At 43.8% G+C, this 24269-nt stretch carries 6 protein-coding genes; 1 reads left to right on the top strand and 5 read right to left on the bottom strand.

Features of this window, described 5'->3' with window-relative positions; genetic code table 11:
• Positions 1-84: 84 nt before the first annotated feature.
• From MS_RS11085 to plsB, 4 genes are all read right to left on the bottom strand, one after another.
• The gene (locus tag MS_RS11085; RefSeq protein ID WP_011199927.1) at positions 85-16284 is read right to left on the bottom strand and encodes a YadA-like family protein; all 16200 of its coding nucleotides are present in this window, start codon (positions 16282-16284) and stop codon (positions 85-87) included.
• 564 nt (positions 16285-16848) lie between these two features.
• Positions 16849-18996 (bottom strand): bifunctional 23S rRNA (guanine(2069)-N(7))-methyltransferase RlmK/23S rRNA (guanine(2445)-N(2))-methyltransferase RlmL, encoded by a 2148-nt coding sequence (rlmKL, locus tag MS_RS03470; RefSeq protein ID WP_011199926.1) that lies wholly within the window; start codon positions 18994-18996, stop codon positions 16849-16851.
• A gap of 244 nt (positions 18997-19240) precedes the next feature.
• Positions 19241-20134 carry a site-specific tyrosine recombinase XerD gene (gene xerD / locus MS_RS03465; RefSeq protein ID WP_041639609.1) on the bottom strand — a complete coding sequence of 298 codons (894 nt, stop codon included), beginning with the start codon at positions 20132-20134 and terminating at the stop codon, positions 19241-19243.
• A gap of 2 nt (positions 20135-20136) precedes the next feature.
• Entirely contained in the window at positions 20137-22572 is a 2436-nt protein-coding gene (plsB, locus tag MS_RS03460; RefSeq protein WP_011199924.1) for a glycerol-3-phosphate 1-O-acyltransferase PlsB, read from the bottom strand.
• A gap of 211 nt (positions 22573-22783) precedes the next feature.
• Here plsB and lexA point away from each other — a divergent pair, with 211 nt between their 5' ends.
• Positions 22784-23425, top strand: coding sequence for a transcriptional repressor LexA (gene lexA / locus MS_RS03455; RefSeq protein ID WP_041639607.1), 642 nt, complete (start codon positions 22784-22786; stop codon positions 23423-23425).
• A gap of 106 nt (positions 23426-23531) precedes the next feature.
• On the opposite strand, the gene grpE is transcribed toward lexA, so the two are convergent.
• Positions 23532-24134: a nucleotide exchange factor GrpE gene (gene grpE / locus MS_RS03450; RefSeq protein WP_142999794.1), complete on the bottom strand. Its 603-nt coding sequence runs from the start codon at positions 24132-24134 to the stop codon at positions 23532-23534.
• Positions 24135-24269: the final 135 nt, after the last annotated feature.

The following is a 24269-nucleotide window of genomic DNA, read 5'->3' as shown; positions in this document are numbered from 1 at the left end:
CCTTGCCGGGCTGTACACCGACAAGGATTCTCATTTATAAAATTCGGCAAAAACCGACCGCACTTTTATACGGTCAATTCTTTATTACCATTGGTAACCCACGCTTGCAGCAGCTCCCGTATCACCACGAGTATTGCCGTTTACGGAGAATTTCACACCGAGTTTACCGTTATCGGACAAGCGTGAATAACCTACCGCAATCGCACTTTCACCACGGTATGTACCCACACCGGCAGCAACCATGGATTTACCCGGAAGGGTTGCATGGTATAAACCGCCGGCCGCCATTGCACCCGCAATACCCGCACGTAAGTTACGATCCACTTTATTAACATGGTTCGCTACTTGGTTGATCGCTTGTGCATTACGTACGACCTGTTGGTTTGTCGCGTGTAATTGGCTACCGTTCACCGCATCGGTACTGTCTTGACTTACTTCGCCCGGTGCGACATTAGTGATACGGTTACCACCATTATTCAGACCGTTCTTAGTTAAGCTCACAGAGCTACCCGCCGCGCCGTTCTTAATAGTAATACCCTCAGAATTCATGGTTGTATCACCGGTAGTAACGGAATTTAATCCGCTAATATCTTTCGCCAATTTAACGGTTAAATTACCCTTACCGTCAGATACTACGCCGATATTATTATCTGACAATTTAGTACTATCGGATACGCCGCCTTTAATGCTGACGGTTGAACCCAATCTCATTTCGGAATTAGAACCTGAGTCCGCAGCAAATGTAAGAGGTTTGCTGATCGCCGTATTTAAACCGTTAATCGCATCGCCAACATTATTTGCCGTCGTTGTCGCATTAGTTGACGGATTTGTTACTACCGTATAAGTAGGTGCCGTAACATTACCGTTTTCATCAACTTTTGAACCGCCGCCTAAATGGTCAGCAACATTTTGGTTTGCGGTATAAAGTTGCGAGCCGTTAATTGCATCGGAACTAGTTGCCGAAATATCGCCATTTGCAATACCAGATACTTTATTCGTATCTTTATTAATGGTTACATTTCCGACGGTTACTTTATCAAAATCAACCTCTTTCGCCGTTTCGACGGTATAAACGGTTTGACCGTTAGCTCCCGTCGAGTTGGTCACGACAATATTCTTGCCTGCTTCCACTTCGGTTTTCACACCCGCTGTTGCATTTTGAATAACATTATACAACTGACCGCCGTTAACGGCATCCGTACTGTTAGCGGAAATATCACCATCCGCTACACCGGTAATCTTATTACCACCGGCGTTAATACCGTCTTGTTTTACAGTTACATTGCCTGCCACAAAGCCGGTATTCGTTACAGTAACATTATCACCAACAGAAATACCCGTATTATCCACCATTGTGTTACCAACCGTTACTGAACCGTTATTAGTTAAAGCAATATTATCAGCTAAGCTGTAAGACACATTAGTACCATTTACAACTGCAACTGTATTAGTACCGTTATTAAAACTTACCGTACTGTCATTACCAACAGTTGTAGAATTAGCCGTGTCATTATTATCGGTAAGATTCCAAGTTGTGCTGCTATTACTTACCGCGTCTTTTAATTGCTTATAGTTAACCGCATCTGTATCCTCAGTACCCGCTGCCACATTTTTAATTTGAGTAGCGCCTGCATCAATGCCACTATTATTAATAGTCACCGGACCCGCAGTCAATGTAGTGGTATTAACATTGTTAAAGGTTACGTTATCTGCGGTTGCAACCGTAATATTTGTACCATTACGGCTAATTTCGATGTTTTGACCATTGATAAATTGTACGGTACCTCCCGGAACCACTTTAGTTGCTGTGTCACCGTTTGCTTGTACGTTCCAACCCATATTAGCTACATTAGAAACATTCTGGATTGCATCGTGAATAGTATTTGCACCCGTACCGCCAATGTCAGTAAATGTGATGTTACCGTTTTGATCAACAGTTGCATTACCACCGAAGTTATTCACTACGGAATTCGCTACATTACCAATTACATTTTGAGTAGCATAAAGTTGGCTACCGTTGATGGCATCTGTTGAAGTTGCAGAAACATTACCCGCCGCCACATTGGTAATGGTTGTATCACCCGCATTGATACCGCTATTGCTGATACTGACATTACCGGCATTGAAGGTGCTGGCATTCACTGTATTAAAGGTTACATTATCCGCCGTAGAGACACTGATATTGCCGTTCGCATCCGCTTTTACAATGGTGTTAGTACCGTTGACAAAATTGACCGTATTGTTGGTTTGGTTAACTACTTTCGCGTCTGCACCGTTTACTTGCGCCGTCCAGCTTTGTAATGCGTTGTCCGCTTTGTCTAATGACGCTTTCGTCGCGTCGCTTAAGTCCACCGCGTAGTTGCTGGTATGGTTTCCCGCATCCGTTTGAGTGACGGTAATTTTATCCGAACCGTTACTCACCGTTGAGGTATTCGCGTTCACTGTGTAAACCGTGCCGTTCGCGTCACTGGTTGATGTCACCGCTACGTTATCACCCGCTTCTACCGACGATTTGCCGGCGTTTAATTGACTTAAGTTCACCGCATCCGTCGCATTGCTACCGTTTGCCACGTTAGTAATGGTGTTACCACCATTATTTAAGCCGTCTTTCGTTAAGCTTACGGTTTGATTGTTGGTTGAGCCGTTATTGATAATCATACCGCTACCATTCACGACCGTATCACCCATAGTTACCGAACCCGCGTCCGTTAAGTTCAACGTGTTACTTAACGCAAACGCAATCGCGTTATTCGTTACGGTTGTTACAATATTGCCGTCGCCGTTAAAGTCAACTTTTTCGCCTAATTTAACGTTGTCGTCCGTACCGTTATCCGCACCAATATTGAAACCTTGATTGACCAAGTTCGTTACATTTGTGATGTTTTTCGTGTTATTGGCAATGTTATTAGTGTTGTTAGTCACGTTCGCATTGGTGGCATTTAACTGACTTAAATTCACCGCGTCACTTGCATTTGTACCATTTGCAACATTAGTAATGGTTGTATTACCCGCATTGATACCGCTATTGCTGATACTGACGCCACCGGCATTGAAGGTGCTGGCATTCACTGTATTAAAGGTGACATTATCTGCCGTAGAGACACTGATATTGCCGTTTGCATCCGCTTTTACAATGGTGTTAGTACCGTTTACAAAGTTAACCGTATTGTTGGTTTGGTTAACTACTTTCGCGTCTGCGCCGTTTACTTGCGCCGTCCAGCTTTGAAGCGCCGTTGTGGCATTGTTCACCGCGTCTTTCAATTTATCGGATGCCGCGACTTCTACTTTGCCTGCCGACACGGTGGTATTGATTAAATCCCCGTCACCGTTAATAGCCAGGGTTTCACCCAGTTTGCGCTCTGTTGCCGTACCGCTGTCCGCCGCAAAGGTAATACCTTTAGTATTCACCGTAGTATTGGCATCAACGCCCTGTTGAATATCGGCTTTGGTTTTATTGCTTAAATCCACAGATACATTGGTACCGTTAAGTTCAGTCACAATACCGCTGGTATTGGCACTGTCCCCATTCGCCGAACCTGTAATCGTTACGGTGCTGTTATCCGCTACCGCATTATTGTTAGTACCGTCAGAAAGATTCCAGTTATAGGAATTATCACCGACATAGCTTTCTAACTGAGCCAGGTTTACCGCATCGGTGGCATTTACCCCTTTGGCTACATTGGTAATGGTGTGGTTACCCGCATCAATACCTGTGCTATTGATAGTCACATCGCCCGCTTTGAAATTCGTGGTATTCACATTCGTGAAGGTCACGTTTTCCGCTGTTGCAATCGTAATGCCGTCCGCAGATGGCGTTAACCGGATGTTGCTACCCGAGATAAAGTTCGCATTGCTATTATCTTTATCTAAGGTTTGCGCCTTCGCTCCATCCGCACTAGTGGTTAAGCTTTGTAACGCACTGTCCGCTTTGTCTAATGATGCTTTTGCCGCATCGCTTAAGTCCACCGCATAGTTGCTGGTATGGTTACCCGCATCCGTTTGAGTGACAGTAATTTTATCCGAACCGTTACTCACCGTTGAGGTATTCGCGTTCACTGTGTAAACCGTCCCATTTGTGTCAGTCTTAGCGGTTACGTTAACGTTGTTACCTTCTACGATTGATGTTTTGCTGGCGTTTAATTGGCTTACATTCACCGCATCCGTCGCATTAGTACCATTCGTCACATTAGTAATGGCGTGGTTACCCGCATCAATACCGTTATTATTGATGGTTACATCACCGGCTTTGAAGGTGTTGTTTACCGTTACATTGTCTACCGCAATATTGTCCGCCAAACCAAGTTGTACACCGGCATTTGTGGTATTCACCACGATATTACTGTCGGAAGTCACATTAATGGTGCTGCCTAAAGCAAAATTATTGGCTGTCGTACCGTTACCGAAGTTAATACCTTTGTTGATCGCCACCGTGTTGCTGGCAATCGCATTCGTATTGTTGGTGATATTTGCCGTATTATTGGCAATGTTATTAGTGTTGTTAGTCACGTTCGCATTGGTTGCGTTTAACTGACTTAAATTCACCGCGTCACTGTCTTGGGTACCGTTGGCCACATTGGTAATTGTTGTATTACCCGCATTGATACCGCTATTGCTGATACTGACGCCACCGGCATTGAAGGTACTAGCGTTTACCGTGTTGAACGTTACGTTATCCGTCGTCGCCACTTTAATGGTGCCGTTATTGTTAGTAATGTTGATATTGCTACCGTCAACAAAGTTTACTGTGTTGTTGGTTTGATCAACTACTTTCGCATCTGTGCCGTTTACTTGCGCCGTCCAGCTTTGCAGCGCCGTTGTGGCATTGTTCACCGCGCCTTTCAATTTATCGGATGCCGCGACTTCTACTTTGCCTGCCGACACGGTGGTATTGATTAAATCCCCGTCACCGTTAATAGCCAGGGTTTCACCCAGTTTGCGCTCTGTTGCCGTACCGCTGTCCGCCGCAAAGGTAATACCTTTAGTATTCACCGTAGTATTGGCATCAACACCCTGTTGAATATCGGCTTTGGTTTTATTGCTTAAATCCACAGATACATTGGTACCGTTAAGTTCAGTCACAATACCAGAGGTATTTGCACCGTCCCCATTCGCCGAACCTGTAATCGTTACCGTACTGTTATCCGCTACCGCATTATTGTTGGTACCGTCAGAAAGATTCCAGTTATAAGAATTATCACCCACATAGCTTTCTAACTGAGCCAGGTTTACCGCATCGGTGGCATTCGTACCCGCAGCTACGTTGGTAATGGTATGATTACCCGCATCAATACCCGTGCTATTAATGGTCACCGGACCCGCAGTCAATGCAGTAGTATTAACATTGGTAAAGGTTACGTTATCCGCGGTTGCAACCGTAATATTTGTACCGTCACGGTCAATTTCGATGTTTTGACCATTGATAAATTGTACGGTATTGCCCGGAGCCACTTTAGTTGCCGTGTCACCGTTTGCTTGTACATTCCAACCCATATTAGCTACATTAGAAACATTCTGGATTGCATCGTGAATAGTATTTGCACCCGTACCGCCAATGTCAGTAAATGTGATGTTACCGTTTTGATCAACAGTTGCATTACCACCGAAGTTATTCACTACGGAATTCGCTACATTACCAATTACATTTTGAGTAGCATAAAGTTGGCTACCGTTGATGGCATCTGTTGAAGTTGCAGAAACATTACCCGCTGCCACATTTTTGATTTGACGCTCTTCACCTACCGAACCAACACTTACATAATCACCTGTAGCAACATTATCCGCACCAGCAAATCCGGAATATGTCAGATTATTAACTGTCGCCGTAGTTTCTGTAGTAGCACTTGCGGCAGTAGAACCATTACCCAATACAACCGAACCTTCCGTATCCACATTAATATTATTGCCTAATGCTGTTGTATTCGCACCGGTCACGCTAGAGTTATATCCGACAACTGTTGCGCCACCCGCCGTAGCCGTCGTATTCGAACCTACCGCTGTTGCAGCCGATCCTGTTGCATTTGCTCCCGCACCAAGGGCTGTCGTCCACTGTGAAGTTGCTTGCGCGCTAGAGCCTAAGGCTGTTGCATAATCATCAATAGCCTTGGCTGAAATACCCATTGCCATTGACCAGGTATGGTTAGCCACTGAATTCGTACCTACAGCAATACTGTAAGATCCGGTTGATTGAGCGTTATTACCGATAGCGATAACACTGTCATTTCGGCTTGATGTCGCATTTGCATTGTTACCAATAGCAATCGCCGCCGCACTGTTTGCCTTCGTACCTTGACCGATTGCCGTCGCATTATCACCGGAAGCCACTGCATTAGCACCTGCTGCCATTGCATTTATTCCTGTTGCTCCATCATTATTTCTGTTACCTGCAACAGTCGAGTTTACGGAATAATAACGGGTAGTATTGGCTTCTAACTGTGCTACATTAACTGCATCGCTAGCATTACTACCATTCGCTACATTAGTAATGGTATGGTTACCCGCATTGATACCGCTTGTGTTGAAACTTACGTCACCGGCATTGAAGGTGCTGGCATTCACTGTATTAAAGGTGACATTATCTGCCGTAGAGACACTGATATTGCCGTTTGCATCCGCTTTTACAATGGTGTTAGTACCGTTGACAAAATTGACCGTATTGTTGGTTTGGTTAACTACTTTCGCGTCTGCACCGTTTACTTGCGCCGTCCAGCTTTGTAATGCGTTGTCCGCTTTGTCTAATGACGCTTTCGCCGCATCGCTTAAGTCCACCGCATAGTTGCTGGTATGGTTACCCGCATCCGTTTGAGTGACGGTAATTTTATCCGAACCGTTACTCACCGTTGAGGTATTCGCGTTCACTGTGTAAACCGTGCCGTTCGCGTCACTGGTTGATGTCACCGCTACGTTATCACCCGCTTCTACCGACGATTTGCCGGCGTTTAACTGACTTAAGTTCACCGCATCCGTCGCATTGCTACCGTTTGCCACGCCGGTAATGGTGTTACCGCCATTATTTAAGCCGTCTTTCGTTAAGCTTACGGTTTGATTGTCGGTTGAACCATTATTGATGATCATACCGGTACTGTTCACTACCGTATCACCCATAGTCACCGAACCCGCGTCCGTTAAGTTCAACGTGTTACTTAACGCAAACGCAATCGCGTTATTCGTTACGGTTGTCACAATATTGCCGTCGCCGTTAAAGTCAACTTTTTCGCCTAATTTAACGTTGTCGTCCGCACCGTTATCCGCACCAATATTGAAACCTTGATTGACCAAGTTCGTTACATTTGTGATGTTTTTCGTGTTATTCGTCACATTCGCATTGGTGGCGTTTAACTGACTTACATTCACCGCATCACTTGCATTTGTACCATTTGCAACATTAGTAATGGTTGTATTACCCGCATTGATACCGTTATTGCTGATACTGACATTACCGGCATTAAAGGTGGTCGCGTTCACCGTGTTGAACGTTACATTATCCGCCGTAGAGACACTGATATTGCCGTTTGCGTCCGCCTTGACAATTGTGTTGGTACCGTTGACAAAGTTAACAGTATTATTGGTTTGGTTAACCACTTTCGCATCTGTGCCGTTTACTTGCGCCGTCCAGCTTTGTAAGGCGCTGTCCGCTTTGTCTAATGACTCTTTCGCTTTATCGCTTAAATCCACTGACACATTGGTACCGTCTAACATTGTTACGATACCGCTTGTATTCGCGCTATCTCCGTTCGCTGAACCTTCAATCGCTACCGTGCTGTTATCCGCTACCGCACTGTTGTTCGTACCATCCGATAGGTTCCAGTTGTAAGAGTTATCTCCAATAAATTGCTCTAATTGACCTAAGTTCACCGCATCGGTTTTATTAGTACCCGCTGCCACATTGGTAATGGTGTGGTTACCCGCATCAATACCTGTGCTATTGATAGTCACATCGCCCGCTTTGAAATTTGTGGTATTCACATTTGTGAAGGTCACGTTTTCCGCTGTTGCAATCGTAATGCCGTCCGCAGATGGCGTTAACCGGATGTTGCTACCCGAGATAAAGTTAGCATTGCTATTATCTTTATCTAAGGTTTGCGCCTTCGTTCCATCCGCACTAGTAGTTAAGCTTTGTAACGCACTGTCCGCTTTTTCTAACGATGCTTTCGCCGCTTCACTTAAGTCCACTGCGTAGTTGGTTGTGTGGTTACCCGTACTGCTTGAGGTAACGGTCACCTTATCCGAACCGTTACTCACTGTTGAGATATTCGCGTTCACTGTGTAAACCGTGCCGTTCGCGTCACTGGTTGATGTCACCGCTACGTTATCACCCGCTTCTACCGACGATTTGCCGGCGTTTAATTGACTTAAGTTCACCGCATCGGTAGCATTTACGCCTTTGACTACATTGGTAATGGTATGATTACCCGCGTCAATACCTGTGCTATTAATAGTCACATCGCCTGCTTTGAAGGTGTCGTTTACCGTTACATTATTCACCGCGATACTGCTCGCTAAGGCTAGTTTCACACCGTCCGCAACAGTGCTTACTTCGATATTACTGTCGGAAGTCACATTAATCGTGCTGCCTAAAGCAAAATTATTGGCTGTCGTGCCGTTACCGAAGTTAATACCTTTGTTGATCGCCGCCGTGTTGTTGGCAATCGCATTCGTATTATTGGTGATATTTGCCGTATTACCCGCTACCGTGGCATTGGTGGCATTTAAGCCGTCCTTAGTGCTTTGAATATCCGCCGCATTTTTCGTGATATTTTGCGTATTGTTGGCTATCGCATTGGTATTATTGCTAATATTTGCCGTATTATTGGCTATCGCCGCTGTGTTGTTAGTAATGTTCTGCGTGTTGTTGGTCACGTTCGCATTGGTAGCGTTTAACTGACTTAAATTCACCGCGTCACTGTCTTGGGTACCATTGGCCACATTGGTAATGGCATGATTACCCGCATCAATACCCGTGCTATTAATAGTCACATCGCCCGCTTTGAAGGTATTGTTCACAGTCACATTACCCACAGTGACATTATCTGCTAAAGATAATTTCACTCCATCGTCTTCAGTATTCACAACAATATTGCTATCCGAAGTGACATTAATAGTATCCCCTAAGGCAAAATTATTATCTGTCGTACCGTTACCGAAGTTAATACCTTTGTTGATCTCCGCCGTGTTGTTGGCAATCGCATTCGTATTGTTGGTGATATTTGCCGTATTACCCGCTACCGTGGCATTGGTGGCATTTAAGCCGTCCTTAGTGCTTTGAATATCCGCCGCATTTTTCGTGATATTTTGCGTGTTGTTAGTCACGTTCGCATTGGTGGCGTTTAACTGACTTACATTCACCGCGTCACTTGCATTTGTACCATTTGCAACATTAGTAATTGTTGTATTACCCGCATTGATACCGTTTGTACCGATACTGATATTACCTGCATTAAAGCTACTTGCGTTCACCGTATTAAAGGTCACATTATCCGCCGTAGAGACACTGATATTGCCGTTTGCGTCCGCTTTTACAATGGTGTTAGTACCGTTGACAAAATTGACCGTATTGTTGGTTTGGTTAACTACTTTCGCGTCTGCACCGTTTACTTGCGCCGTCCAGCTTTGTAATGCGTTGTCCGCTTTGTCTAATGACGCTTTCGTCGCGTCGCTTAAGTCCACCGCGTAGTTGCTGGTATGGTTTCCCGCATCCGTTTGAGTGACGGTAATTTTATCCGAACCGTTACTCACCGTTGAGGTATTCGCGTTCACTGTGTAAACCGTGCCGTTCGCGTCACTGGTTGATGTCACCGCTACGTTATCACCCGCTTCTACCGACGATTTGCCGGCGTTTAATTGACTTAAGTTCACCGCATCCGTCGCATTGCTACCGTTTGCCACGTTAGTAATGGTGTTACCACCATTATTTAAGCCGTCTTTCGTTAAGCTTACGGTTTGATTGTTGGTTGAGCCGTTATTGATAATCATACCGCTACCATTCACGACCGTATCACCCATAGTTACCGAACCCGCGTCCGTTAAGTTCAACGTGTTACTTAACGCAAACGCAATCGCGTTATTCGTTACGGTTGTTACAATATTGCCGTCGCCGTTAAAGTCAACTTTTTCGCCTAATTTAACGTTGTCGTCCGTACCGTTATCCGCACCAATATTGAAACCTTGATTGACCAAGTTCGTTACATTTGTGATGTTTTTCGTGTTATTGGCAATGTTATTAGTGTTGTTAGTCACGTTCGCATTGGTGGCATTTAACTGACTTAAATTCACCGCGTCACTTGCATTTGTACCATTTGCAACATTAGTAATGGTTGTATTACCCGCATTGATACCGCTATTGCTGATACTGACATTACCGGCATTGAAGGTGCTGGCATTCACTGTATTAAAGGTGACATTATCTGCCGTAGAGACACTGATATTGCCGTTCGCATCCGCTTTTACAATGGTGTTAGTACCGTTGACAAAATTGACCGTATTGTTGGTTTGGTTAACCACTTTCGCGTCTGCGCCGTTTACTTGCGCCGTCCAGCTTTGTAAGGCACTGTCCGCCTTATTCAGTGAACTTTTCGCTGCCTCGCTTAAATCCACCGCGTAGTTGCTGGTATGGTTTCCCGCATCCGTTTGAGTGACGGTAATTTTATCCGAACCGTTACTCACCGTTGAGGTATTCGCGTTCACTGTGTAAACCGTACCGTTCGCGCCACTGGTTGATGTCACCGCTACGTTATCACCCGCTTCTACCGACGATTTGCCGGCGTTTAATTGACTTAAGTTCACCGCATCCGTCGCATTAGTACCATTCGTCACATTAGTAATGGCATGGTTACCCGCATTGATACCCGCTTGAGTCAATGCCACATTACCGACTTTAACACTGTTATTTGCCGTTAAATTATCCACCGCAATACTGCTCGCTAAGGCTAGTTTCACGCCGTCCGCAACAGTGCTTACTTCGATATTACTGTCGGAAGTCACATTGATGGTGCTGCCTAAAGCAAAATTATTGGCTGTCGTGCCGTTACCGAAGTTAATACCTTTGTTGATCGTCGCCGTGTTGCTGGCAATCGCATTCGTATTATTGGTGATATTTGCCGTATTACCCGCTACCGTGGCATTGGTGGCATTTAAGCCGTCCTTAGTGCTTTGAATATCCGCCGCATTTTTCGTGATATTTTGCGTATTGTTGGCTATCGCATTGGTATTATTGCTAATATTTGCCGTATTATTGGCTATCGCCGCTGTGTTGTTAGTAATGTTCTGCGTGTTGTTGGTCACGTTCGCATTGGTAGCGTTTAACTGACTTAAATTCACCGCGTCACTGTCTTGGGTACCATTGGCCACATTGGTAATGGTATGGTTACCCGCATCAATACCCGTGCTATTAATAGTCACATCGCCCGCTTTGAAATTTGTGGTATTCACATTTGTGAAGGTCACGTTTTCCGCTGTTGCAATCGTAATGCCGTCCGCAGATGGCGTTAACCGGATGTTGCTACCCGAGATAAAGTTAGCATTGCTATTATCTTTATCTAAGGTTTGCGCCTTCGTTCCATCCGCACTAGTAGTTAAGCTTTGTAACGCACTGTCCGCTTTTTCTAACGATGCTTTCGCCGCTTCACTTAAGTCCACTGCGTAGTTGGTTGTGTGGTTACCCGTACTGCTTGAGGTAACGGTCACCTTATCCGAACCGTTACTCACTGTTGAGATATTCGCGTTCACTGTGTAAACCGTGCCGTTCGCGTCACTGGTTGATGTCACCGCTACGTTATCACCCGCTTCTACCGACGATTTGCCGGCGTTTAATTGACTTAAGTTCACCGCATCGGTAGCATTTACGCCTTTGACTACATTGGTAATGGTATGATTACCCGCGTCAATACCTGTGCTATTAATAGTCACATCGCCTGCTTTGAAGGTGTCGTTTACCGTTACATTATCCACCGCAATACTGCTCGCTAAGGCTAGTTTCACGCCGTCCGCAACAGTGCTTACTTCGATATTACTGTCGGAAGTCACATTGATGGTGCTGCCTAAAGCAAAATTATTATCTGTCGTACCGTTACCGAAGTTAATACCTTTGTTGATCGCCGCCGTGTTGTTGGCAATCGCATTCGTATTGTTGGTGATATTTGCCGTATTACCCGCTACCGTGGCATTGGTGGCATTTAAGCCGTCCTTAGTGCTTTGAATATCCGCCGCATTTTTCGTGATATTTTGCGTATTGTTGGCTATCGCATTGGTATTATTGCTAATATTTGCCGTATTATTGGCTATCGCCGCTGTGTTGTTAGTAATGTTTTGCGTGTTGTTGGTCACGTTCGCATTGGTAGCGTTTAACTGACTTAAATTCACCGCGTCACTGTCTTGGGTACCATTTGCCACATTGGTAATGGCATGATTACCCGCATCAATACCCGTGCTATTAATAGTCACATCGCCCGCTTTGAAGGTATTGTTCACAGTCACATTACCCACAGTGACATTATCTGCTAAAGATAATTTCACTCCATCGTCTTCAGTATTCACAACAATATTGCTATCCGAAGTGACATTAATAGTATCCCCTAAGGCAAAATTATTATCTGTCGTGCCGTTACCGAAGTTAATACCTTTGTTGATCGCCGCCGTGTTGTTGGCAATCGCATTCGTATTATTGGTGATATTTGCCGTATTACCCGCTACCGTGGCATTGGTGGCATTTAAGCCGTCCTTAGTGCTTTGAATATCCGCCGCATTTTTCGTGATATTTTGCGTGTTGTTGGTCACATTCGCATTGGTAGCGTTTAACTGACTTACATTCACTGCATCACTTGCATTTATACCATTTGCAACATTAGTAATGGTTGTATTACCCGCATTGATACCGTTTGTACCGATACTGATATTACCTGCATTAAAGCTACTTGCGTTCACCGTATTAAAGGTGACATTATCCGCCGTAGAGACACTGATATTGCCGTTTGCATCCGCTTTGACAATTGTATTGGTACCGTTTACAAAGTTAACCGTATTATTGGTTTGGTTAACCACTTTCGCATTAGCACCGTTTACTTGCGCTGTCCAGCTTTGAAGCGCGCTGTCCGCTTTATCGAGTGACGATTTAGCCGCATTACTTAAATCAACAACATAATTGGTTTTAGTTCCCGTTGTAGTACCTGTTACAGACACTTTATCCGAACCTTTCTCCACTGTTGTCGTTTTTTCAGAATCATTGATCGCTTTGGCAACCTGTTCTGCTGTTGCAAAATTATCACCGTTTGCTGCTGCTGTAACAGTACCGTCCGTAGCAACACTTAAGCCAGACTTATTAACAGAATATTTGACAGTTGAAGTTTTACCGGTTGAATCTACGCTTACATTTGCGGTGGTACCTGTACCATTAGCAAAACTTACGTTATCACCAGCATTAACAATGTCTTTTTGCGTACCGTTTTCTTGAATATTCCAAGAAGTATTTACAGAACCAATTGCCGCTTTTAATTGCGCAACGTTTACCGCATCGGAATCAGCAGAACCTGCCGCTACATTAATGATTTGGCGCTTAACTGTGTCTGAACCCACACTTACCGCACCATAATTATTAGTTGCTTTTGTTGCTGTAATCGCCGCACTTTGGGAAGTATTAGCATTTGCCGGAATGTAAGGATCATATGCAGCCTGATCCCAACCTTCTCTGCCGGCAACACTATCAGCCCCTAATGCTACCGCTCTTTGAGCAGTAGATGTTGCATTAGCGCCTAATGCAAGACCATTGTAGTTAGATACTATTGCGTTATAACCTACGGCCGTACCGTCATTTTGTGTTACGTTACTTCCGGTACCGATAGTTGTCGCATTAACCACACCTTCCGCAACATTACTTGACGAACCGATAGCGATGGAGCGTTGCCCTTTCACATTGACATGATCACCGATTGCAACCGCATTACCAACCGTTACATTAGTATCTGAACCTACCGCTACCGTGCCTTGCCCTGTATTTGTCACATTTGTATTATTACCGATAGCAACAGACCCTTGCTGAGTACCCGTCACACTAGCATTGTTACCTAAAGCAATCGAACTAACACCGGTTACATTTGTTTTTTGACCAAGTGCAATAGAGCCATTATTTGCAGAAGAACTAATAGTGGAACCGTTACCAATAGCGATACCGCCAACTGCGGCCTCTACCTTACTTTGGTTACCAATAGCAATAGCACTGCTTTGCACACTATTACTTACCGTAGCATTTGTACCGAAAGCAATACTGCTTTCACCACCTTGAATTTTTGCCGATGTACCGATTAAAGTATTATTTGTCTTAGTAGAGGTTGGTACGGAAATGTTTGTACCAAAGGCTAAGGTATTTTGTGCCGTATCAGAAATATAAATTGAATTACCTACAGCAAAACTATTATTTGCATAAATTACGTTATTATTACCGAGCGCATAAGAATTTGATCCCGTGATATTATTAGGATCACCAATCGCTCCCGAATTTTCACCTGAAACGATATTGCCGGTACCAATAGAAATAGTGTTTGTATTTAAAGCTTGCGCCCCTGTACCTAAAGCAATGGCGTTTAAACCGCTAGCATTAGATGAAGAACCAATTGCAGTTGAATTGCTAAGATTGGCTGAAGCGTTATAGCCGGCAGCTAAAGAATAAGTAGAATATGCGGTGGAATTATGACCCAAAGCGAGTGAACTCGTACCATTAGCAGTGGAATTAGCACCTACAACAGTTGAATAGTTACCTAATGCTTCGGCACTATAACCAATAGCTGAAGATCTGATGCTTTTTGCACGAGATAGCGCACCGATTGCAGTCGCTTCAATTGCAGTGGTACTAGTTGTATCATTAGTAAAAGTGATTCCATTATCACCGGCAGTTGAATATACACCGATTGCGGTGGAACCGTTACTCAATGCTTGACCATGTACACCAACAACTACGGAACCTATTCCAGAAGAAAGAGAACTACGGTAGTTTGAATTATCGCCAGTTGCCGTATTAGCTAAATATCCAATACGTTCTCCACCTAATGCTGTCGGGGTATAAGGATCCGAATTAGGATTGCGACTATAACCGGTATCATCACCACCAATAACAATGGAACCAAAGCCATTAGCTTTAGAGTCATTACCAATAGCTGTTGCTTGCTCTACAGCAGAAGCTGAAGCACCCAATACAACAGATTGATTACCCAGGGCAGTAGTTTTAGGACCGATAGCAACAGCACCTTGTGAATGACCACCCCCAGTATTTGAAGCGGCAGCATTCCAACCAATACTAATAGAAGTAAGGTTGGTTGAAGTTGCATTATAACCTAAAGCTAAACTGTAACCGCCATTTGCCGTTGCATTTGAACCGATTGCAACAGAATCTTGATAACTTGTGGATGAACACCAACCGATAGCAATTGCCCCCGTACCAGAGTTTGTTTTTGAATTAGAACCAATTGCAATTGAATCATTTGAGGTAGTAGAAGTGTTGACCCCGAAAGCAATAGTTCTGTCACCCTGAGCTTTGGTGTTAGTTGTACCAACATAATCGGTTCTATAACTTTCGCCGCCAGCGCTACCAACTTTTTTCTCCATTGCAGCACTACCAATCGCAATAGACTGATTACCTAAAGCCAAAGCGGAGGAGCCCATTGCAATACTATTAGTAGCATTGGCATTTGCCGCAGTACCCATTGCAATAGCAAAATCCGCCGTTGCCGCCGCTTGGCGCATGGTTGCAAATGAATTAAACCCTGAGGCTAATGCCGATGTGCCTAATGCGATTGCACCTGCCTGGTTTGTTTGAGAAAAAGCACCTAAAGCGAGAGATAAACCGCCTGTTGCTCTTGAATTATCGCCTAATGCGATGGAACCGCTTTGTGAAGTTGCATTTATACCAATAGCGATGCTTTGTGCAGCACTTAAAGTTCCGGAATAAATATTAGAACTATTCGAGTTATTTCCCTGATCCGGATAATTCTCGTTATTCGGTGTATGATAGTTATATGGTACACTTGCGCCTGTAGCACTTGCACCATTAAGAGATACTGAAACTGCACCATTCCAGTTAGTAACCGTTGAAGCGCCAACAGCTATTGCAGCCTGAGCTGCAGGCATCACACTTATTAACAAAGCCGAAAGTGCGGTTAATTGAAATGATTTTTTGAAAACGGAAGAAAGCTTATACCCCTTTGAAACCACAGATGCGGCTTTTCCTTGACTGCTTGCTAATTCAGATACCACAACAAGAGAATTAGTGGTTTTACTCCAAACAACCTTATAAATATGATTCATATAGTTACCTTAAAAATAAAAAAATAGATGTGTACTCAAAAGTGTTGCATAACCCTATAAATACAACAAAAATATTCATGCATATTATCTAATAATTAACCAATCAGAGCAAACAAATAATAAGCAAAAAAACAAAAAATATACAATTTATGTAGCTTTTAACTATAACTACAAAAGGTTTTATATATCAATTAGTTAATTATATATTTAACATAATTATTCCGTTTTGAAATCGGATAATCTCAAAGTTTTATATAAAAACTTTATTATGTAAATGAAAGTAAAGAAATGTCAGGTTTTACAATGATTTATTGAGAAAATGTTGAGCCGCTTATGGAAAAGCTATTTTACCTTACAAATTAAGAAATATTTCTAAAAAATATGCTCGGTACTACACTAATTATATTATTCAACCCGCAATAATATTGATTGGAATTTTAACCTTCAGAGGAAAGGGGAATACAGACGGTTGCTACGTAAAAAATTATATTGTAATCAGCATATATTACGGACACCATGCCAGGCATCCGTAACAATACTCCAATCAACTAATTTTCTTAAATCTTAAACAAACTCCACAATCCAGCAATTATGGATTTGTTTGTTCCGTTCGAAATCCAAGGGTAGCGTTTTGGCGGAAATTTCTTCGGCTTTTAAACCGAGTCGGGTTAAACCTTCAAAATCCATTTTGAAACCGCGTTTATTGTTGGAAAAAACAATGGTACCGTTTGGACGTAAAATTCGTTTTAGATTGCCCATTAACTTGATGTGATCTCGTTGTACGTCCCAGCTGTCTTCCATTCGTTTGGAATTGGAGAACGTAGGCGGGTCAACAAAAATCAAATCGAATTGTTGCGCGCAATTTGCCAGCCATTGTAAGCAATCAGCCTGAATTAATTTGTGCTGTTTGCCGTCCGCCTCATTCAGGATCAAATTTTGCTCCGCCCAGTTCAGGTAAGTATTCGACATATCCACCGTAGTGGTTGACTTAGCCCCGCCCAATGCGGCATGAACCGTAGCGGATCCGGTATAGGCAAAGAGATTCAGGAAATCTTTACCTTTTGCCATTTGCCCTACCATACGACGGGTCAAACGGTGATCCAGGAATAATCCGGTGTCTAAATAATCCGTCAGGTTAACCCAAAGTTTCGCACCGTATTCATTTACATAGAAATACTCGCCTTTATTTGCCAGTTTTTCATATTGATTGGCGCCCTTTTGCTTTTGACGCACTTTTAAAATTAATTTATTGGTTTCCACACCGGTAACCGCAAGCGTAGCGGTTACCGCATCCAATAAGCGCTGGCGCGCTTTATTTTCATCAATATTTTTCGGCGCCGCATATTCCTGCACCACGATATGGTCACCGTAATGATCTACCGCCAGATTATAATCGGGCAAATCCGCATCATATAAACGGTAAGCTTCAATCCCCTCTTGCTTCGCCCATTTTTCAATTTTCTTGATGTTTTTCTGTAAGCGATTGGCAAAATCCGTCGCCACATTCGCGTTCGGCTTAAATTCTCCGGCATTTTCCACCGCACTTTTATTTTCCGGGCTCAAAGTGCGGTCGGAAATTTGATAATTTTTCTGAATACAATCCAGCGGGCCGTTTTTCGCCTTAAATTGGCGGTGAGAACGCATTCGCAGGCAATCCAATAATCCCTGTTCGGAACTGAAAATTGAAGCGTTCCAACCCGGGAATTGTTCTTTTAAACGCTGACCGAATACCGAATAGAGCGCGATTAACGCAGGCGTTGTGCCTAAGCGCTCGCCATAAGGCGGGTTGCAGATTACCGTGCCTTTATCTTCCGGTGTCGGATTTTTTAACGCCGCTACATCGCCTTGTTTCCATTTAATCAGATGCGCCACGCCGGCATTTTGTGCGTTTCGCTGCGCTTTTTGTAACACGCGGTGATCAAGGTCGAAGCCGTAAAAATGAGGATTCGGATTTTTGTTAAACTCCGCCTCCGCCATAGCAACCGCTTCTCTCTTGACTTTTTCCCAGGCTGCCTGATTATGTCCCCGCCAAAAATCAAAACCCCAATGCATACGGTGCAATTGCGGCGCAATTTTGGCTTCCATTTGTGCCGCTTCAATAAGCAGGGTGCCGGAACCGCACATCGGATCAACCAAAGGCGTGCCTTGTTTCCAGCCGGAACGCAACACGATTGCGGCGGCAAGGGTTTCGCGCAACGGCGCCGCACCGGAATCTTCGCGGTAACCGCGCAAATGCAGCGCTTCACCGCTTAAATCCAGGGAAAGCACCAAATCATCCCGGTTTAAATAAGCATGAATGCGGATATCAGGGTAATCCTTATCTACATTCGGACGGGCTTTGCCGTTACGTTCGAAATAATCGACGATACCGTCTTTCACACGCATTGCGCCAAATTGGGTATGGCGGATTTCGCGGTTCGTGCCGTTAAAATCCACCAAAAAACGTACGCGCTCATCAAAATAAGCCAGCCAGTTTTGGCGCACTACGGCGGAATATAAATCTAAATCGCTGTAAATTTTTGTTTTTACAATTGGCAGTAAAATGCGGGAGCTTAAACGAGACCATAACAAGGCACGGTATTGGGTTTCGTCGTCCGCCATAAAATGCACGCCGCCTTGCGCCACCTGACATTCTGTGGCGCCGAGCGAGCTCAGTTCTAGTTTTAATAATTCTTCAAAACCACGGGCTGTGGTGGCGAAAAGTTCTTTCATTATTGAATTACTCTGTGTTTTAAATAAAAATCGCGGGATTATAGCAGTTTTTTTACGTGATGTGCGGAAATCGGTTTAATAAAAAGTGCGGTGCAAATTTACGAAATTTTGAAAATCTATAAATCGGAAAATCAGTTTGCACTTTTGCTTTCGTTTTTATCGGGCACCGAAAGTTTTTTGTTGAATACGATCCCTGATTTTATTCCAAAAATTCGAAAATTTGCACCGCACTTTTGTTGTTTTATTAGCCCCTCGGGTGGTATTTTTCATGCAGGCGTTTCAACCGTTCTTTCGCTACATGGGTATAAATTTGGGTGGTAGATAAATCGCTGTGGCCCAATAACATTTGCACCACTCGCAAATCGGCGCCGTGATTCACCAAATGAGTGGCGAAGGCATGGCGCAATACGTGCGGCGAGAGGCTGTCGGTGTCGATATCAGCTAAAATCGCATAATGCTTAATGCGGTGCCAGAAAGTCTGCCTTGTCATTTGCAATGCCCGTTTGCTTGGAAAAATAACATCCGAACTTTGCCCGTTTAGCAGCATGGGGCGCCCGTATAGAATAAACTGCCCGACCCAATAAGAAGCCTCCTCGCCCATGGGTACAATGCGTTCCTTATTACCTTTGCCAATCACGCGTACCACACCTTGCTCAAGATTGATATTATCCGTGCTTAAGGTGACAAGTTCGGTCACCCGCAAACCGGTGGCATATAATAGTTCAAGCATGGCTTTGTCGCGCAATTCCAGCGGAATATCCGTACTTGGCGCATTTAACAAATCCCCCACCTGTTGCTCGGTTAAATATTTAGGCAAACGACCCGGTAACTTGGGCGAACTTAATATAGCGCTGGGATCATCGGTACGATAGCTTTCCTGATACAAATATTGAAAAAGTTTGCGCATAGCGCTGAGCATTCTTGCCGTGCTGGTCGCTTTATAGCCTTGATCCACCCGTTCGCCGAGAAATGCTTGGAGATCGGAAGAATCAAGGGTTTCAAGGCTCTTGCCCTGCCCTTGCAACCATTGGCTTAATGCGGTTAAATCCAACCGGTAAGATTGCACCGTGTTATCGGACAATCCTTTTCCAAGCCATAATTCGTTTAAAAATAACTCAATTAACGCGGAATCTTTCATCATTATTCCTGAGCCGGCATTTCCTCGGCTTTCTCAATGGCGCTTCTAATCGTTAAATTTACTTCGGCGGAAATAATATGATTTAAAATATCCGCCAGTTCATCTAATTTTTCCGTCACCGCATTGCCGGCTTCATCAAAATAACCGTTGTCTTTTAAGCTTGCGGTAAATTCCGCAAACACCGCTTTATCAAAAAATTCCGGCGCATTAATACCGTGCAAGACGGATAAACGTTGCGCTACGGATTGGCTTTCTTTTTCCAGTGCGTTTCTTGCAATATCCGGCTTGTATTGCAAAATCGCAATGGTAATGCGGTAACGTTGCAGAATTTCTCTCACCGCAGACGCCCAAAGTTGCAGCGTGCGGATTCCACGATCATTAATGCCAAATACGTCGCCGTCCACATCAATCAGCTTTTGGCGGTGGAATTCGGCAATAATTTTTTCAACAACCAGCGTTAACTCTTCTTTTTCAATATGAATAAAGAGCTCGTTTTTCAGGAACGGATAAATACGCTGTACCGCATGCAATAATTCGCCGTTGTGAATTTTTTCATAATGCAGAATAATGCTTGCTACTAACGAAGGCAACGCAAATAAATGCTGAATGTTATTGCGGTAATAAGTCATTAACACGGCGGAGTTGCGTTCCAAACGGACTAATTCGCCGAAACTGTCTTTTTCCACCAACACGCCCACACGTTCTAAACCTAACACATGTTTAAGCATTTCTTCCGGCGATTCGGCAGGAACAATCACATCATCGGAATAAGGCACGTTTTGTAAAAATTCCTGATAACTTTGCAATTGTTCCAGCAATTGTTCGCGGGATAACGCTCGCTGACGGGAAGAAAGCAGTGCGGTACCGGTTAAGTTCATCGCGTTCACCGCCGCTGCGTTATTGATATTCACCATTACTTGATTAGAAATGCTGTCTACCGCTTTATTAAACCAAGTCGGTTTTTCATCGTCGGTATTTTTCCACTCAGGATAATGCTGATTCAAATAATTGCTTAATGTGATCGGTTCGCCGAAATTCACATAACCTTTACCTAAATTACGCAGTTTTTTAATCACGCGCAGAACAAGCCCGGCATTTTCTTTTTCTTTTGCCGCGCCGCGTAATTCTTTTGCATAGGTATCCACTTCTAAAACGTGTTCATAGCCGATGTAGACGGGTACTACGGTGATCGGCCGGGTTTGACGCTGTTGCAACGCCTGCAAGGTCATAGACATCATTCCGGTTTTTGGCGTTAATAGACGCCCGGTGCGGGAACGACCGCCTTCAATAAAATATTCCACGGAATAACCGCGGTGGAAAAGCTCACCCAAATATTCACGGAAGATGGTTGAATACAAGCGGTTTCCTTTAAAGGTACGACGAATAAAAAATGCACCGCTACGACGGAAAATCGGACCTGCCGGCCAGAAATTCAAATTGATACCCGCGGCAATATGGGGCGGAACCAAACCTTGATGGTACAGCACATAAGATAATAATAAATAGTCGATATGGCTTCGGTGGCAAGGCACATAAACGATTTCATGTCCTTCCAGTGCCAATTGGCGAACACGATCCGCATTTTCAATATCGATCCCTTGATATAATTTATTCCATAACCAACGTAACAGGCGATCTAACACCCGTAAATTTTCGTAACTCACATCTGCGGCTATTTCTTTCAGAATTTTTTCCGCTTCCTGATGAGCCCGTTCCCGGCTCATATTTTTGCTTTTTGCTTCATCCGCAATGGCGCTCAAAATAACCGGCGATTGCAGAAGTTTGTTAAACATCGCCTGACGATTCGGCAAACGCGGACCGGTTGCGGAAAAACGTTGTTTGGCAAAGTGCATTTTTGCCACACGGGCTAATTTTTGTGCGATAGACTGATCCGCACCATGTTCCGTAACCATATAACGCAAAGATACCGCTTGCGAGAAACGCACGAAAGTATCGCGACCGAACCACATGGCGGCAATGGTTTTTTGCATACCGTTCAATAAACGAAGTTGCGGCAGCTTACCTTTGTCTTCTCTGCCCGGCGCACGCCCCCACAAGACCGAAACGGGAATAACCTGAACGTCTAAATCGCCGAATGCACGGTGCAATTCGAGATAATTATAAAAAACTTTCTCCGTTTCTTTTTTCGGACCTTTCGATTTGAAAATCTGCCGACCTTCGTCTAAAAACACATAACGAGGTAATTGTTTGCCGTGAATATCATTGGTTTCAATAGGATCCGGCAAGCCTACGCTGAGACAGTTTTTGCGGAAAATAACAAAATCGGTTTGCGACGTATAAGGCAAAACATAAACAATAGGTTGGCTGACGTTTAGTTTTAACTCCTCAATGGGATTGCTTGGAATGGGATTATTTTTTACTAAAAAAGATAACGGCGCTTCCAGCACCTTTCGATATAAATTTAAAAGACTTGTCATAATACATTTCCCTACACCTAAATTAACATCTTGCATTTTAACATAATTTCTTCATTTAGTTAGGCGCAGATAATGGATTTGTAATAAAAGTCACATTTTTTCAGCAGGTATTATTTAGGGCACCCGTAACGACTTCACAAATAAAAAGATTGCAACTTTTCATATCCTGTATATAATGTCAGCATTCTGTACAAAAAAACAGGGGATTTATATGAAACCAATCAAAGCGCTTACCGCCCGTCAACAAGAAGTCTTTAATTTTCTGAAACATCATATTGAAACGACAGGTATGCCGCCGACTCGTGCAGAAATTTCCCGTGAATTGGGTTTCCGTTCCCCTAACGCGGCGGAAGAATATTTAAAAGCCTTGGCACGCAAAGGCGTGGTCGAAATTCTTTCCGGAACCTCGCGGGGCATTCGTTTATTGGTTGATACGGAGGAATCCGCCAATGACGAAGATGCAGGCCTGCCGCTAATCGGGCGGGTTGCCGCCGGTGAGCCGATTCTTGCCGAACAACACATTGAAGGCACATATAAAGTGGATGCGGATATGTTCAAACCTCAGGCGGACTTCTTATTAAAAGTATACGGACAATCCATGAAAGACATCGGCATTCTAGACGGCGATTTATTGGCGGTGCATAGCACAAAAGACGTGAGAAACGGACAGGTTATTGTCGCTCGTATTGAAGACGAAGTAACCGTAAAACGTTTGGAACGCAAAGGCGATGTGGTTTATCTCCATGCGGAAAATGAGGAATTCAAACCGATTGTCGTTAATCTGAAAGAACAACCGAATTTTGAAATTGAAGGTATTGCCGTGGGTATTATTCGTAATAATGCCTGGATGTAGTGCTTATTCGGTCAACACAAACCTATATAAAAATAAAAGAAAATACAAAAAGTGCGGTAAAATTTACCGCACTTTTCTTCTATTAATCAACCGGTTAAAAATAATATTAAGCGGCAACCATCACCATTGCGGGGCGAATGACGCGGCCGTTTAATAAATAGCCTTTTTGTAATACGACGGTAATTTGGTTGGTTTCAAAACCTTCCGCCGATTGCATAGAAATAGCCTGATGCAATTCAGGATTGAATGTTTCGCCCACTGCTCCCACGGGCTCTACGCCAAAACGCGCTACGGTTGCAAGCAACTCTTTTAAAGTAAGTTCAACGCCGTCAAATAAGGATTTGACCGCTTCATCCTCTTTATTTGCAGGTGTCGCCAGTGCCCGTTCAAGATTATCAATCGTATTTAAAATATCTTTTGAGAATTTTTCTAACGCAAATTTATGTGCCTTTTCTACGTCTTGCTCGGCCCGACGGCGCATATTATCTAACTCGGCACGCGAACGAAGCAATAAATCCTGTTCTTTTTTCGCGGTTTCGGCTAATTGCTCTTCAAGCTCCTGCACCCGGGCAATCGCCTCTTCCAATGCGTCCGATGCGGTTTCATCCGCAGGTTCAGCTTGCTCGGCAGAATTTTCGGTATCATTCGCTTTCTGCGTTAATTCTTCCGCATTTTCCAAATTTTCCTGATTTTTTTCTTGTTCCGACATTATTTTCTCCATTAAAAATTAAACCTGTCTAATTATAAGCTTATTGCTTTAAATAAGATTAGTCGTATCATTGTAGCAAACCGATCAAAAAATGTTAATGTTTGCCAACCGCACTTTTCTGTGTAATATAAGGGC

The sequence above is a fragment of the [Mannheimia] succiniciproducens MBEL55E genome (assembly GCF_000007745.1).
Classification (GTDB): Bacteria; Pseudomonadota; Gammaproteobacteria; order Enterobacterales; family Pasteurellaceae; genus Basfia; species Basfia succiniciproducens.
The sequence above is the reverse complement of the archived record's forward strand: the minus strand, read 5'-3'. Positions and strand labels throughout refer to the sequence as shown.

Excerpts from the sequence above, each read along its gene's own strand:
- MS_RS11085 (WP_011199927.1), bottom strand. The coding sequence starts at position 16,284 with ATGAATCATATTTATAAGGTTGTTTGGAGTAAAACCACTAATTCTCTT.
- rlmKL (WP_011199926.1), bottom strand. The coding sequence starts at position 18,996 with ATGAAAGAACTTTTCGCCACCACAGCCCGTGGTTTTGAAGAATTATTA.
- xerD (WP_041639609.1), bottom strand. The coding sequence starts at position 20,134 with ATGAAAGATTCCGCGTTAATTGAGTTATTTTTAAACGAATTATGGCTT.
- plsB (WP_011199924.1), bottom strand. The coding sequence starts at position 22,572 with ATGACAAGTCTTTTAAATTTATATCGAAAGGTGCTGGAAGCGCCGTTA.
- lexA (WP_041639607.1), top strand. The coding sequence starts at position 22,784 with ATGAAACCAATCAAAGCGCTTACCGCCCGTCAACAAGAAGTCTTTAAT.
- grpE (WP_142999794.1), bottom strand. The coding sequence starts at position 24,134 with ATGTCGGAACAAGAAAAAAATCAGGAAAATTTGGAAAATGCGGAAGAA.